Origin of the sequence: Algibacter agarivorans (assembly GCF_039543245.1) — a bacterium.
Taxonomy (GTDB): domain Bacteria; phylum Bacteroidota; class Bacteroidia; order Flavobacteriales; family Flavobacteriaceae; genus Algibacter_G; species Algibacter_G agarivorans.
In genome coordinates this window covers 37993-52144 of sequence record NZ_BAABJJ010000028.1, presented here as the reverse complement: position 1 = coordinate 52144, position 14152 = coordinate 37993, and the positions used below count along the sequence as shown (strand labels likewise).

Below are 14152 nucleotides of genomic sequence, written 5' to 3'. Positions count from 1 at the left end.
CAAGGGAATGAAAAAATATAATTCAATGAAAAATATTGCCGTAATTGGAGCAGGTACTATGGGAAATGGCATTGCTCATACGTTTGCGCAAAGTGGATTTAATGTTAATCTTATAGATATAAGTGAAGCGTCTTTAGAAAAAGGAATGGCAACCATTGCTAAAAATTTAGACAGAATGATTGCTAAAGAAAAAATCTCTGAAGCAGACAAAGCAGAAACTTTGGCAAATATTACGACGCTTACATCAATTAGAAACGGTGTTAAAGGTGTTGATTTGGTAGTTGAAGCAGCTACAGAAAACATCGATTTAAAACTCAATATCTTTAAGCAATTAGATGAAGCTTGCAATAATGACACTATTCTAGCAACAAACACCTCCTCTATTTCTATTACTCAAATTGCTGCTGTTACTTCTAGGCCTGACAAAGTTATTGGCATGCATTTTATGAATCCTGTTCCGATAATGAAATTGGTAGAAATTATTCGCGGTTACAATACCACCGATGCCGTTACAAATACCATTATGATCCTTTCTAAAACTTTAGGAAAAGTTCCTGTTGAAGCTAATGACTACCCAGGGTTTGTTGCCAATCGTATTTTAATGCCCATGATCAATGAATCTATAGAAACACTTTACAATGGTGTTGCTGGTGTTCAAGAAATTGATACTGTAATGATGCTAGGTATGGCGCACCCTATGGGACCTTTACAATTAGCGGATTTTATTGGATTAGACGTTTGTTTGTCTATTCTAAACGTGATGCATGATGGTTTTAAAAACCCTAAATACGCGCCTTGCCCTTTATTGGTAAATATGGTTAGAGCAGGTAAATTAGGTATAAAATCTGGAGAAGGTTTTTATGATTATTCAGAAAACAGAAAAGCAGAAAACGTTGCTAAACAGTTTTTAAAGTAAAAAAAATATTCGTCATTGCGAATCACATTTTTTTTGTGATGTGGCAATCTCATTATAAAGAAACAGATTACCACGTCGCAAAACTCCTCGTAATGACAAGTTCTATAATATGGCTACAGTAATTCCGTTTAAAGCAGTAAGGCCCACACGAGACAAAGTCAGTTTGGTGGCTTCTCGTTCCTATCAAAGTTATACGCAAGATGAATTGGAAGCTCGCTTGAATTATAATCCGTTTTCATTTTTACATATCATAAACCCAGGCTATAAATATGATAAACAGGTTAATGGAAAAGAACGCTACAACTTAGTTAGAAATCGGTATTTAGAATTTAAAGAAGACCATATTTTCATCCAAGACAAAACAGCGAATTATTATGTTTATAAAATTGTAAATCGTAATGGCAACGTATTTTCCGGTATTATTGCCGCTACAAGCACCGAAGATTACAAAAACGATATTATCAAAAAACACGAAGACACTATTGAATGTCGTGAAACCATTTTTAAAAACTATTTAAAAACAGTTGGCTTTAATGCAGAACCTGTGCTTCTTACCTATCCTGATAACGATATCATTGCTAATATTATTTCCAAAGTTCAAAAAGAACGTGCAGAATTTGAATTTACCACACATTTTAGAGATACACATTATTTATGGATCATTGATGATATTAAATCTATTGAAACTATTCAAGAAGAATTTGAAACCATTAAGACCATTTATATTGCAGATGGGCATCACAGATCAGCATCGTCTTATTTGCTTTCAGAAGAATTAAAATCTGAAAACAAATTACACACAGGAAAAGAGCCTTACAACTATTTTATGAGTTATTTAATTCCAGAATCTGATTTAAAAATTCATGAGTTCAACAGGCTGGTAAAAGATTTAAACGGCTTATCAAAAGAGGCTTTTTTAATAAGACTAGACACTATGTTTCGCATTGAAAACAGAGGTTTAGACCTATATAAACCTAATAAAAAACATCATTTTAGCATGTATCTTGATGGTGAGTTTTATTCATTATACTTAAGAAAAAGCAACTATAAATTCAATAACGCATTGGATGCTTTAGATACTCAAATTCTTTACAAAACCATATTAAAACCCATTTTAGGAATTTCAGATTTACGCAAGGATAACCGTATAAATTATTCCTATGGTAAAAACGATTTAGTAACCGTAAAAAGTAAAGTTGATTATGGTGAATATGCTGTTGGTTTTGGATTAGTCCCAATTACCATTGAAGAAATAAAAGCTATAGCAGATGAAGGATTAACCATGCCGCCTAAAAGCACATTTATTGAACCTAAATTACGAAGTGGTATAACTATTTATGAATTTTGACACGTTTTGTCATACTGAACTTGTTTCAGTATCTCATTAAATAGTGCATGATTTTTCGTTTAGCTGTTAAGTCGTTTAGAGCTTACAAATAAACAAATAACAACTTAACAAATAACAATGAGCATACAAGAAAACCTAAAAAACATAAAATCTTCCATCCCAGAACACGTTACGCTTGTAGCGGTCTCAAAAACTAAACCAGTTAGCGATATCATGGAAGCTTACCATGCTGGTCAGCGTATTTTTGGTGAAAATAAAATCCAAGAAATGGCTGAGAAACATGAGGACATGCCAAAAGATATTGAATGGCACATGATAGGGCATGTACAACGTAATAAAGTAAAATACATGGCGTCGTTTGTTTCGCTAATTCATGGTGTAGACAATTTCAAATTATTAAAAGAAATAAATAAGCAAGCAAAAAAACACGATAGAATTATAGATTGTTTACTTCAGATTAAAATAGGTTCAGAAGATTCTAAATTCGGAATGACTCCAAGTGAAGCTTCAGAAATAATTCATTCTAAAGACTTTTCGGGATTAAAGAATATTAGAATAACTGGCGTTATGGGCATGGCTACTTTTACAGATAATAAAGTTCAGATAAAACAAGAATTTGAATTATTAAAATCTACTTTTAACATCTTAAAACCACTGAATACCGCAAACTGCAAGCTACAAACCATTTCCATGGGCATGAGTGGTGATTACCCATTAGCAATTGATTGTGGGAGTACCATGATTCGAGTAGGAAGTAGTATATTTGGGTCACGGAATTATAATTAAAAGGCATAACGAGAAGAGCAACGAGGTGGCAACGGCATCAAAAAGAACAGATTTCCACGACTTTTCAAAAAAGTTTTGTCATAACAATAAACAAAAGAACAGCATACCATTTACGCAATACTAGACATAGAAACCACTGGAGGTAAATACAATGAAGAAGGCATTACTGAAATTGCGATTTACAAATATGATGGCCATGAGGTTGTCGATCAATTTATAAGCCTCATAAATCCAGAACGAGACATTCAACCTTTTGTAGTCAATCTAACTGGCATAAATAGCAATATGTTACGTAATGCACCTAAATTTTACGAGGTTGCAAAACGCATTGTAGAAATTACAGCTGAATGTATTTTAGTGGCACACAACGCCCAATTTGATTACCGAATTTTATGCACCGAATTTAGACGTTTAGGGTTTGAATTTGAACGTAAATCACTTTGTACCGTAGAACTTTCTAAAGATCTAATTCCTGACCAACCTTCATATAGCTTGGGCAAATTAGTCCGCTCTCTTGGAATTCCTGTAACCGACAGACATCGGGCTTCAGGCGACGCTTTAGCAACAGTAAAATTGTTTAAAATGTTGTTGGATAAAGATACCACCAAAAGTATTATCCAACAATCCATCCGATTAAATCCAAAACATCAATTAGAGCCTAGACACATAGACATTGTAGCAGAATTGCCCTCTATAACTGGAGTATATTATATTCACAAAGCTGATGGCGATATTATTTATATAGGAAAAAGCAATAATATAAAAAAACGCATCAATCAACATTTTACTGGTACTAATGCTAAATCTAAAAAAATACAAGATCAAGTAACCACTGTTACTTACGAAGCTACTGGTAGCGAATTAGTTGCGCTTCTAAAAGAAAGTGAAGAAATAAAACGCGTAAAGCCTAAATTTAACCGAGCGTTGCGTCGCTCCATATTTACGCATGCTTTATATAGTTTTAGAGATGAAGAAGACTATCTCAACTTACAAATTGATATTGCAGATGGACGAAAAAAGCCGATAACAACGTTCAGTAATCGCCAAAGTGGAAAAAGTTTTATTACCAAAGCTGTTGAAGATTTTAATTTGTGCCAAAAACTAACGGGACTTTATAAAACTAAAACAAGTTGTTTTAATTACGACATAAAAAGCTGCGAAGGTGCTTGTATTCAAAAAGAGTCTTCAGAATTGTACAACAAACGTGTAGAAGCACTTATAACAAAAAACAGCTATTCTAATAAAAACATGGTCATTATTGATAGAGGTCGCGAAGTAGATGAACGTAGCGCGATTTTGATAGAAAATGGCGTCTTTAAAGGTTTAGGTTTCTTCAATTTAAATTATCAAATAAATAATATTGAGGTTTTAGAATCTATAATAACCCCAATGCAAAACAATAGAGATACACAGCATATCATCCAAAGTTATCTCCGTAGAAATAAACGATTAAAAATCGTTGAATTAGATAGTTCAGAAAAGTAATTAATCTTTTCATTACTTTTGAATACATGAACAACGCATCAAAAAAACATTGGAAATCAAAACTTCATGATATTATTTATGAAGCAGACACGCCTACTGGAAAACTTTTTGATGTTGTTTTATTTATAGCCATTATTGCAAGTATACTATTGGTTATGTTGGAGAGCGTTAATAGTATAGACAAAAATTACCATAATTTTTTAAATATCTCAGAGTGGGTCATTACCATTCTTTTTACTATAGAATATATAGCTAGAATTATTACCGTAAAAAAGCCCATAAAATATATTACAAGTTTTTATGGTGTGATAGACTTACTATCCACTATTCCCAAATATATCTCATTAATATTTGGAGGCGTACATGCGCTTGCCGCCTTACGTGCTTTGCGTTTGCTACGTATTTTCAGAATACTAAAACTGGCACGTTACCTTGGTGCTTCAAACAATTTAGTAACTGCATTAAAAGCAAGTCGCGCAAAAATTTCAGTATTCCTTTTTGCCGTTATCATCGTCGCCATCATCCTAGGAACCATTATGTATCTAGTTGAGGGCGAAGAAAACGGATTTACCAACATCCCAAAAAGTGTATATTGGTGTATTGTAACGCTTACCACTGTTGGTTTTGGCGACATTGCACCACAAACACCTTTAGGTCAGTTTATAGCGTCTCTTGTCATGATTTTAGGTTATGGTATCATAGCAGTTCCAACAGGCATTGTATCGGCAGAATATACTGCTCAAAATAAAAAAGACAAAAGTTCACATCCCAGTGAAAATGTGTCGTTAAATTCACAATCTTGCGAAAATTGTTTAGCAGAGAACCATAAGGATAAATCTGGTTACTGCTACAATTGTGGCGAAAAGCTATATGATTGATTTTTTTGGGCGTTACCACAAGGGTCAGGCTTTCACTACTCGCTCCCTCCTAACGTCGGGGAGCTCAGACATGCCGTTCAATCCTTAACGCGTATATCCGCAAAAATCAGTTACAACCTAAAGTTTGTTTAATCATATATTCAAATTAACTTTACCAAATAAATACATCACATTATAAACTCAAACACAAAATATCTTATATCTATCATTGGTCCAACGGCCATAGGAAAAACAGCACTAAGTATAAAACTAGCGCAACACTTTAATACCGAAATTATTTCGGCAGATTCTCGACAGTTTTTTAAAGAGATGCAAATTGGAACTGCTGCACCAACAAAAGAAGAACTAGCAGCAGCAAAACACCATTTTATTCATCATAAATCTATAAAAGAAAATTACAATGTCGGTGCTTTCGAAAAAGATGCTTTAACATGTTTAAATGACTTATTTAAAGAGCAAGATGTGGTTATTATGGTTGGAGGCTCAGGATTATACGTTGATGCTGTAACAAAAGGTTTAGACCATTTTCCTGAAGTAGATTCAGACATCCGTAAAAAACTAAACAAAGCATTAGAAACAAAAGGGATAGAATCGCTTCAAGAACAATTACAGACTCTAGACCCAATTTCATATAACACCATTGCTGTAGATAATCCACATCGGGTTATACGGGCTTTAGAAATTTGTATGGGCACTGGCAAACCCTATTCCTCTTTTTTAAACAAAGGCAAAGAAAAGCGTCACTTTAAAACTATAACCATTGGATTAACCGCCGAAAGAGAACTAATATACAATCGCATCAACCAGCGTGTAGATATTATGATGCAAGAAGGCTTATTAGAAGAAGTTAAAAAGTTACTTCCTAATAAAAATTTAAACGCATTAAATACTGTTGGCTATAAAGAGTTATTCCATTATCTAAACGGCGAATGGGAACTAGATTTTGCCATTTCAGAAATCAAAAAGAATAGCCGCCGCTTTGCAAAACGTCAACTCACTTGGTTTAAAAAGAATGAAGAAACACTTTGGTTTGATTACTTAAGCGATTTAGAAGCTATTGTTGAATCTATCAACAAAAAAACACGAGAATAAAAAAAATATAATAACTCAATTTACTGCATAACCACATGGCTATACTTGGCATTTACAACAATACTTTTACCACTAGCTAAATTTCCTGTTGAAAAATTAGTGGGGTTTTCTTTTGAAGAATTCTTGGGATGAGACAAACGAGAGTGTGTGCCTTTATACTGCACATTACAATCTACTTTAGGGAACGTAATAACAGCATTACTATTCTGAAGAATGATATTCAAATTATTAAAAGAATCTGCTATATTATAAATTCCTATATCACCAATATTGCCATCAACAACGGCGCTTCCTGTTAGGTTTTCTATATCAACCTTAGAAGATATAGCGTTTAAAACTAAATGAGCTACATGTTCCAATTCAGCATTTTTAACATAATTTAAATTCAGTTCACCCAAATTCCAATGGGTTACAAAAACTGGCGAATATGAAGCATTAATGGAAGTAGAACTTCCATTAATGCTATAAGCTGTAAACTTGGTGTGTGATAAATCCGCTTTTAAATCATCAATATTTGCGGCAAACTCTATTTCGCCATGCCTAACATTAACCTTTATTTTTGCCTTTTTAGGTATTTTGATTTTAATGGTTTTTTTAATATTGGGGTTGGAATTTCCATCTAGCAAATCACTTATTTTTTCTCGGCGTTCCTTAATTAATATGGAACGTTCTTTCGCGTGTTCTTTATGGGCTTTAGTATGCTCTTTATGTGCTTTTACACGTTCTGTTTGAGCAGCCATTCTTTCTGCTTGTGCTTCTATGCGCTCAGCTTGACCTTCCATTTGTTTAGCAAAACGCTCCCCCCAAGCTTCCATGTGTTCTCCAAATTCTTCACCCCATTCTTCTCCAAATTTCTCTCCCCACGCTTCCATTTGCTTTCCATACTTCTCACCCCATTCTTTACCAAACTTGTCTCCCCAAGCTTCCATTTTCTTGGCATAATCTTTTCCATATCTAGATTCAAATTTTTCAGTATACTTCTCTAAATACTTTTCACCATCTTTTTTATAGGCTTTATAATCAAATTGAATATTGTTAACACCTTCAGGCAATTCTGGTAATTCTGGCATTTCAGGCATTTCAGGTAATTCTGGCATCTCTGGCATTTCTGGTAGTTCTGCCAATTCATATTTTAACTCTCTCAATACAGCACCAACCATATCAGCTTCATCATGCCCATCGGTTCTATAAACCCAAGTTTTAGAGCCACTGCCTTTGGTTCTAATGGAAACCAAATCTTTAGTAGCATCAATATCTACTCCCCAAGATTTTAAAGCATTTTCAAGTTCCTCCTTACTTAATTTTTCGCCTTCTATATAAGCTTCAATTTCAACAGTATCCTTATTCCAAGTATCGAATACAATATTGCAATGACTGGTGTTTAAATCAATAGTTACATCCTTATTCACTTTAATAGATTGCGATACTTTGGTCAATTTTTGTTGGGCCATTAAGCTTCCTGTTATAAGAAAACATAAACCCAACAGTTTCAATTTTATGATTGTCTTGTTCATTTTTTGATTTTTTTAGATGGATTGTTTTACTCCTTCAGCATTAGCATCAGAAATATTTAATTGTTTTAATTGTGTTCTTAAACGATACAACAGATTTAAACGAAATTTTAAATTATCTATAAGGGCATTTACCGTTAATTCAGACGGTCCAGATTCTGTTAACTCAACCGATAAGCGTTTATATTCCTTATCAAGTTCATCTAATTGCGCCAAATACCCATCAAACAACTCTTTGGTTTCTGGTGTATATTTAATTTTAGACAATTCTAAGTTTATACTTGCCAAATAATAATCTTCCACCTTTTTTAATCCTGGTGAAACATCTCCCAAAGTTTTTGTTTCCAAGGTATTCGTAGTTGCAACCGTTGTTGGTAAATCTCTTACTTGTGACTGAAAATATTTAAAAGCCCCAAAACTCAATCCCAAAAACACGACCACACTTGCAGCAATTTGCATCCAACTAAATGTTCTGCGTTTTACTGCTGGCAATGCTTCATCTAACTTATCAAGAAATCGTTCTTGATGGTTTTTAGGCATTTTCTCGTTCGTTATGTTGTCATCCTTAAATAACGCTCTAATATCTCGTGCCATTTTTTTTAAGTGTTAACAGTTCTTTTAATTTCCCTTTACCTCTTGATAATTGCGTGCGCGATGCTACTTCAGAAATATCTAGAATCTCCGAAATTTCTTGATGGTCGTACCCTTCAATTAAATACAGCATCACAACATATTGGTACTTGTCCGGTAATGTATTGATAGCATTTTTAACTTCATTTAATGTGATGGCATCATCTACTAACCATTTGTCGTCTTTATCCGTATCGACTACTTTAAGGTGCACCTCATCTAATTCAACAAGTTGATGTTTCTTAGATTTTAAAAAGTCAATACATTTATTAACAACAATACGTTTTAACCAAGCACCAAAAGTAACCTCTGCTTTATATTGATGTAGTTTAGTAAAAGCCTTAATGAAAGCTTCTTGTACAACATCTTCAGCATCTACAGCATCCTTTAAAAATCGTTTAGCAACAATATACATCCCGTCGCAGTACTGGTTGTATAACTGCAATTGTGCTTTCCGATTGTTCTGTTTACATTGTTCTATAATGTCAACTTTAAACATGCTGATTCTACTTTTGGTTTAAGTTAGCTCATTTTAAAGACGATAAAAAAAATGAAGTGTTGCAAAAAGTTAATATTTTTTTCAGATTAAAATTTGGGCGTTACCCTACAGGTCGGGCTATCCACTACAAGTCCTCGTTCCTGCGGGCTTTCCATTACTATCCCTTACGCGCGTTAGCCCGCAATCTTCAGTTTTCAATCATAGTCTCAGTCTCAGTCTCAGTAAAAATAACAGAATTTTTTCATTATTAAATCGAGCAATCCTAAGCGTCTTGGCAACTTTGCGCGAAAAAAAACAGCAAAGTAAGCAATCTTTAGTTTTCAGTTGCAGTTTGCATCCTGTATAACCCTATATAGAGTTGACCGTTTTTCAGTTATTAAATTCATCATTTATTAAAAACACCCCTAAGATTCTCTCAAGAGGGCACCACTCATAACTAATTACTCAAAACTCACAACCATCTGTCTCTTGTCTTCTCCACAACAAAGCTAAATAAATCTACGTTTGTATTTTATAAATTATTACTTTTTAAAGTATCTTTGACCCTTATAAATTGCTCTGTATGAATACCTTTTTAAAACGTATCTTAATTCTTTTATCTATAATAGCTTTAGGGCTATTTTTATATTCTGTTTTTATTGAAAATATTTTCGCAAAGCGATTAAGCCCAAAAGACACCGTAGAATTTAAACTCAATGATTTAAAGCTTAAAGTATTCTACAATAGACCATTCAAAAAAGATAGAGAAATTTTTGGTGCTTTAGTCCCTTTTAATCAAGTCTGGCGGACAGGCGCCAATGAAGCCACCACTTTTGAGACCAACAGAACTCTTGAGGTAAAAGGTGTACCACTGGCTCCTGGAAAATATACATTATGGACGGTACCAAAGGATTCCGTTTGGACTGTTATATTTAATTCGAAGCAATATTCATGGGGTGTAAACGCAGAAATGAAACCTATGTGGGACCCTAACTACGATGTTATAAACATTCAAGTGCCTGTACAAAAACTAAAACGCCCCGTAGAACAGTTTACCATTGCTTTTGATAATTCTACAGATAACCTCTATTTAACCATGGCTTGGGATGTTGTAAAAGTTGCTGTGCCATTAAAATAAGTTTTCTGTCACCGTATCCGTATACCGTTTTTTGAAGAATTTCTTTTAGAAAAAAATGCATTAAAAAAACAAGAACATTATACAAACCTTGAAAATAATTTCCACCAACATAGCAAAACCAACCACCATTATTTGGAATGGGCAAGAAGTTACTACAGGCATTTATAAAACACCTACTACCAGCCCTATTTATTTAGGAACAGAAGAAGTGAAAGGCGATGAAGTTTCAGACCGAAGCGTGCATGGTGGGAAATTTAAAGCCTGTTATTTATTTTCTGAAGTTCATTATCAATATTGGAAATACCTTTACCCCGATTTGGATTGGGATTGGGGCATGTTTGGTGAAAATTTAACAGTCTCTGATTTAGATGAAACCCAAATCTATATTGGTGATATATACAAAATTGGCGATGCCTTAGTGCAAGTTACCCAACCTAGAGAGCCCTGTTTTAAATTTGGTGTTAAGTTTGGCACATCAGATGTTCTAAGTCAATTTATTGCCCATGGTTTCCCTGGAACTTATGTGCGTATTTTAGAAGAAGGACTCGTAAAAACGGGTGATACTTTCAAATGTATTGAACATAAAGAAAATAGCTTGACTACCGCACAACTTTTTAATTTACTATTCGCTAAAAACAAAAATCAAGAGCTTTTAGAAAAAGCGGTAATGAATGATACTTTGCCTCAAAGAAAAAGGGACAAATTGAAACAGTATATAAAATAACACCAAATCAACTTTTGAATAATGGGTTAAATTCGTTTCTATTTCCTTTATATTTCAATAGAAAGTAGCCCCATAACTCATACTATGCTTATATTTTCTATCTTATCTAAAGAAAATATAATTCAAATTCACCTTCACTATTTAAAAATTCATTTGGTGTAACGTTGATTTGGTTTGTTATATCTTTGCCACAAATTATTCTAAATGTCATTCAAAGACTTAAAATTAAACAGACCTTTATTACGAGCTGTAGCTGAAGCAGGATATGATAATCCAACTTTGGTTCAAGAAAAAACAATCCCATTAGTTTTAGATAAAAAAGATATTATAGTTTCAGCACAAACGGGCACTGGTAAAACAGCAGCATTTGCACTGCCTATTTTACAATTATTATTTGACAGACAAGACGCTTCAAAAAAAGGAAAAAAAATTAAAGCTCTTATTGTTAGTCCTACCCGAGAATTAGCCATACAAATTGAGGATAATTTTAAAACCTATAGCACCTACACAAACCTTACAACAACAGTTGTTTATGGTGGCACTTCTATAGAACCACAAAAAGACGTTCTAAATAAAGGCATAGATATTTTAATAGCCACTCCTGGTCGCTTATTGGATTTACACAAGCAAGATATTATCAATCTTGATTATGTTGAAATGCTGGTTTTAGATGAAGCCGATTTAATGCTAGATATGGGTTTTATTGATGATGTAAAAAAAATAGAACGTTTATGTACCAAAGAAAAGCAAGTATTATTGTTTTCGGCAACCATACCTTATAAAGTTGAGCAATTAGCAAATACTATTTTAAATACGCCTGAGCGTGTTGCAGTGGCGACTAATTCATCTACCTCTAAAAATGTAAATCAGTTACTGTACTTTGTTCCTAAAAAGAATAAAATAGAACTGTGTTTGCATCTCTTACGAAATACCATTAAAGGACATATCATCATTTTTAGGCGAACCAAATTTGGTGTAGATAAACTTGAAAAAACGCTTTTAAAAAATGGCTATAAAGCAGATAGTATCCATGGCGATAAAAGTCAGACAGCAAGACAAGATGCTTTAAATAAATTTAAAAAAGGTGACATCAATATTTTAATAGCTACAGATGTTGCAGCAAGAGGTATTGATATTAATGATTTAGATGCAGTCGTAAATTTTGATTTACCCAATGTACCAGAAACCTATGTGCATAGAATAGGTAGAACAGCTAGAGCTGGAAAAAATGGTATGGCCTATTCATTTTGTTCTGCTGATGAAAAAAGTTATGTGCAAACCATACAACAACTTATTCAGCTTCAATTAGATGTTATTGACGAACATCCTTACCCTTTAGACCCAAAAGCAAAACCAATTGTTCATACTTCTAAAAAAACAGGAAGTAAGCACAGGAAAGGACGAAAAAGCGAAGCTTCAAAGAAGAAGAAAAAGCGTTGGTATTAAATATGCAGTTTGAAACCTAAATATTCTATCTAAAACTATTCTTCATTTTTGAAAAACAGTTTTTTACTTTAATGGAAAATCAAAATAAGTATTAGGAAATGGCTCACCCTTAAGTGTAAAATGCCACCATTCTTTAGGATAGTTTCTAAATCCAAATTTCAACATCACAGATTGCAACAACTGTCTATTTGCTTTCTGTTTGTCAGTAATCATATCAAAGTCAACCCAAGATTCCTCTCCAAAAAAATCATAGGGGCTTCCCATATCTAGAGATTCACCTGTATTACCGTTTATTATTGTTAAATCTAGGGTGCTACCTCTACTATGTCCTGATTTTGAAGCAATATATCCTGCTTTAAATAAATGTCGCTTTTTAACATTTGGATAAAATATTTGTTTATTGATAGTGTCATCTAATTTCCTAGCCCATTGTACAAAATAATTTACTGCCTGCTGCGGTCTATAACCATCATAAACTTTTAAACACAAATTTTGTTCTTGTAATACTTCATGAACTAATTTTAAAGCATTTGCAGTTTCCTTCGTTAAAATAAGCTTATTAGAGTAATAACCTTCAATAGGTTTACCTACAAAATTATTTGAAGTAAAATAGCGTAACTCTACTTCCAAATCAGGAATAACATCTTCAACATATACAAAACCTTTTGGTAGTTGAGCATACAGACTAGAAAAAACTAAACAGACCAAAAAAATTAAAGTATACTTCATTCTTATTTTGAATTACGCTAATTTAGAAAATAAAAGAATATGCTATTTGAAAGCCCCATAAATTTAAAAATGAAAGATGCTGATGTGATTTATTACCCAAATTTCTTCCATCAAAGTTTAGCTGATACACTTTTTGAAAATTTATTAAGCCAAATGAACTGGAAACAAGATTCCATAACCGTTTTTGGAAAAACACATTTACAACCTCGTTTAACTGCATTTTATGCCAACAACAAGAATGAATATAAATATAGTAATATTATTATGCAACCACATCCTTTTAGCGGTGATTTACTTAAAATTAAAAATAACATTGAAACAGCTTTAAATATAGATTTCACTAGTTGTTTAGCCAATTTATATCGCGATGGAAAAGATAGCAATGGTTGGCATGCTGATGACGAAAAAGAGTTAGGAGAAAGTCCAATCATAGCTTCTGTTTCTTTTGGCGCAGAACGCATATTTCATTTTAAACATAAGTTTGACAACGCTCTAAAAACAAAGCTCATTTTACAGCACGGAAGTCTTTTATTGATGCAAGGAGAAACACAAGCATACTGGCTTCATCAAATACCAAAAACACAAAAACATATTGGAAAACGAATCAATTTAACATTTAGAATTATTGCATAAAAAAGCCGAGTTCCCTCAAACTCGGCTTCTTTTCAATTTGCTTTTTATATTATGATGCTAGATTTGGGGTTTCCATTTTTAACAACATAATGCAAATATTAATTAATTAATCCATTGAACTAAAAAGTGTGTTATTTAGTACACTCCAAATATAGAATTATTAAACACATCTAAACGATTAAATGCATTTAAAATCGATGAAATACCTAAAATTTTAACATTTAAATGTAGTCTTATCGGTATTATCGATGAAATGCATTAATATCAGACTAAATAAATAAAAAGAAATTGTCAGAAATAAAAAAAAGCACCTTAAATAAGATGCTTTTTTTACTAACTAACCAACCAAAATATGAAT

General features: G+C 33.0%; 14 protein-coding genes. 10 read left to right on the top strand and 4 right to left on the bottom strand.

What is annotated here, in order from left to right:
• The first annotated feature begins 25 nt into the window (after window positions 1-25).
• The 6 genes from ABD935_RS09215 (at window position 26) to miaA (ending at window position 6505) form a co-directional block, all read left to right on the top strand.
• Complete coding sequence (locus ABD935_RS09215; RefSeq protein WP_345191602.1) at window positions 26-916, top strand: 3-hydroxybutyryl-CoA dehydrogenase; 891 nt, start codon at window positions 26-28, stop codon at window positions 914-916.
• A gap of 109 nt (window positions 917-1025) precedes the next feature.
• Window positions 1026-2264: a DUF1015 domain-containing protein gene (locus ABD935_RS09210; protein WP_345191601.1), complete on the top strand. Its 1239-nt coding sequence runs from the start codon at window positions 1026-1028 to the stop codon at window positions 2262-2264.
• Window positions 2265-2381: 117 nt separating this feature from the next.
• The gene (locus tag ABD935_RS09205; RefSeq protein WP_345191600.1) at window positions 2382-3050 is read left to right on the top strand and encodes a YggS family pyridoxal phosphate-dependent enzyme; all 669 of its coding nucleotides are present in this window, start codon (window positions 2382-2384) and stop codon (window positions 3048-3050) included.
• 108 nt (window positions 3051-3158) lie between these two features.
• Window positions 3159-4535, top strand: a complete 1377-nt coding sequence (locus ABD935_RS09200; RefSeq protein ID WP_345191651.1) for an exonuclease domain-containing protein — start codon at window positions 3159-3161, stop codon at window positions 4533-4535.
• 26 nt (window positions 4536-4561) lie between these two features.
• Window positions 4562-5413 carry an ion transporter gene (locus ABD935_RS09195; protein WP_345191599.1) on the top strand — a complete coding sequence of 284 codons (852 nt, stop codon included), beginning with the start codon at window positions 4562-4564 and terminating at the stop codon, window positions 5411-5413.
• Window positions 5414-5587: 174 nt separating this feature from the next.
• Window positions 5588-6505: a tRNA (adenosine(37)-N6)-dimethylallyltransferase MiaA gene (gene miaA / locus ABD935_RS09190; protein WP_345191650.1), complete on the top strand. Its 918-nt coding sequence runs from the start codon at window positions 5588-5590 to the stop codon at window positions 6503-6505.
• Window positions 6506-6525: 20 nt separating this feature from the next.
• Here the strand turns inward: miaA and ABD935_RS09185 are convergent, their stop codons facing one another.
• Genes ABD935_RS09185 through ABD935_RS09175 form a run of 3 tightly spaced genes read right to left on the bottom strand, consistent with a single transcriptional unit; the run spans window position 6526 to window position 9145 of the window.
• Window positions 6526-8019 (bottom strand): DUF4097 family beta strand repeat-containing protein, encoded by a 1494-nt coding sequence (locus ABD935_RS09185; protein ID WP_345191597.1) that lies wholly within the window; start codon window positions 8017-8019, stop codon window positions 6526-6528.
• Between the two features lie 12 nt (window positions 8020-8031).
• On the bottom strand, window positions 8032-8610 hold the full coding sequence (locus ABD935_RS09180; RefSeq protein ID WP_345191596.1) for a hypothetical protein: 579 nt from the start codon (window positions 8608-8610) through the stop codon (window positions 8032-8034).
• The gene (locus tag ABD935_RS09175) at window positions 8594-9145 is read right to left on the bottom strand and encodes an RNA polymerase sigma factor (RefSeq protein ID WP_345191595.1); all 552 of its coding nucleotides are present in this window, start codon (window positions 9143-9145) and stop codon (window positions 8594-8596) included. The genes ABD935_RS09180 and ABD935_RS09175 overlap by 17 nt, the downstream gene beginning before the upstream one ends.
• 562 nt (window positions 9146-9707) lie before the next feature.
• On the opposite strand from ABD935_RS09175, the gene ABD935_RS09170 reads away from it, so the two are divergent.
• The 3 genes from ABD935_RS09170 (at window position 9708) to ABD935_RS09160 (ending at window position 12432) form a co-directional block, all read left to right on the top strand.
• Entirely contained in the window at window positions 9708-10262 is a 555-nt protein-coding gene (locus ABD935_RS09170) for a DUF2911 domain-containing protein (protein WP_345191594.1), read from the top strand.
• An 88-nt stretch (window positions 10263-10350) separates the two neighbouring features.
• Window positions 10351-10986, top strand: a complete 636-nt coding sequence (locus tag ABD935_RS09165; RefSeq protein WP_345191593.1) for an MOSC domain-containing protein — start codon at window positions 10351-10353, stop codon at window positions 10984-10986.
• 204 nt (window positions 10987-11190) lie between these two features.
• Window positions 11191-12432, top strand: coding sequence for a DEAD/DEAH box helicase (locus ABD935_RS09160; RefSeq protein ID WP_345191592.1), 1242 nt, complete (start codon window positions 11191-11193; stop codon window positions 12430-12432).
• 63 nt (window positions 12433-12495) lie between these two features.
• Here ABD935_RS09160 and ABD935_RS09155 read toward each other — a convergent pair whose 3' ends face one another.
• Window positions 12496-13161: a M15 family metallopeptidase gene (locus ABD935_RS09155; RefSeq protein WP_345191590.1), complete on the bottom strand. Its 666-nt coding sequence runs from the start codon at window positions 13159-13161 to the stop codon at window positions 12496-12498.
• Window positions 13162-13200: 39 nt separating this feature from the next.
• On the opposite strand from ABD935_RS09155, the gene ABD935_RS09150 reads away from it, so the two are divergent.
• Window positions 13201-13794: an alpha-ketoglutarate-dependent dioxygenase AlkB family protein gene (locus tag ABD935_RS09150; protein WP_345191589.1), complete on the top strand. Its 594-nt coding sequence runs from the start codon at window positions 13201-13203 to the stop codon at window positions 13792-13794.
• The last annotated feature ends 358 nt before the right edge of the window (window positions 13795-14152 follow it).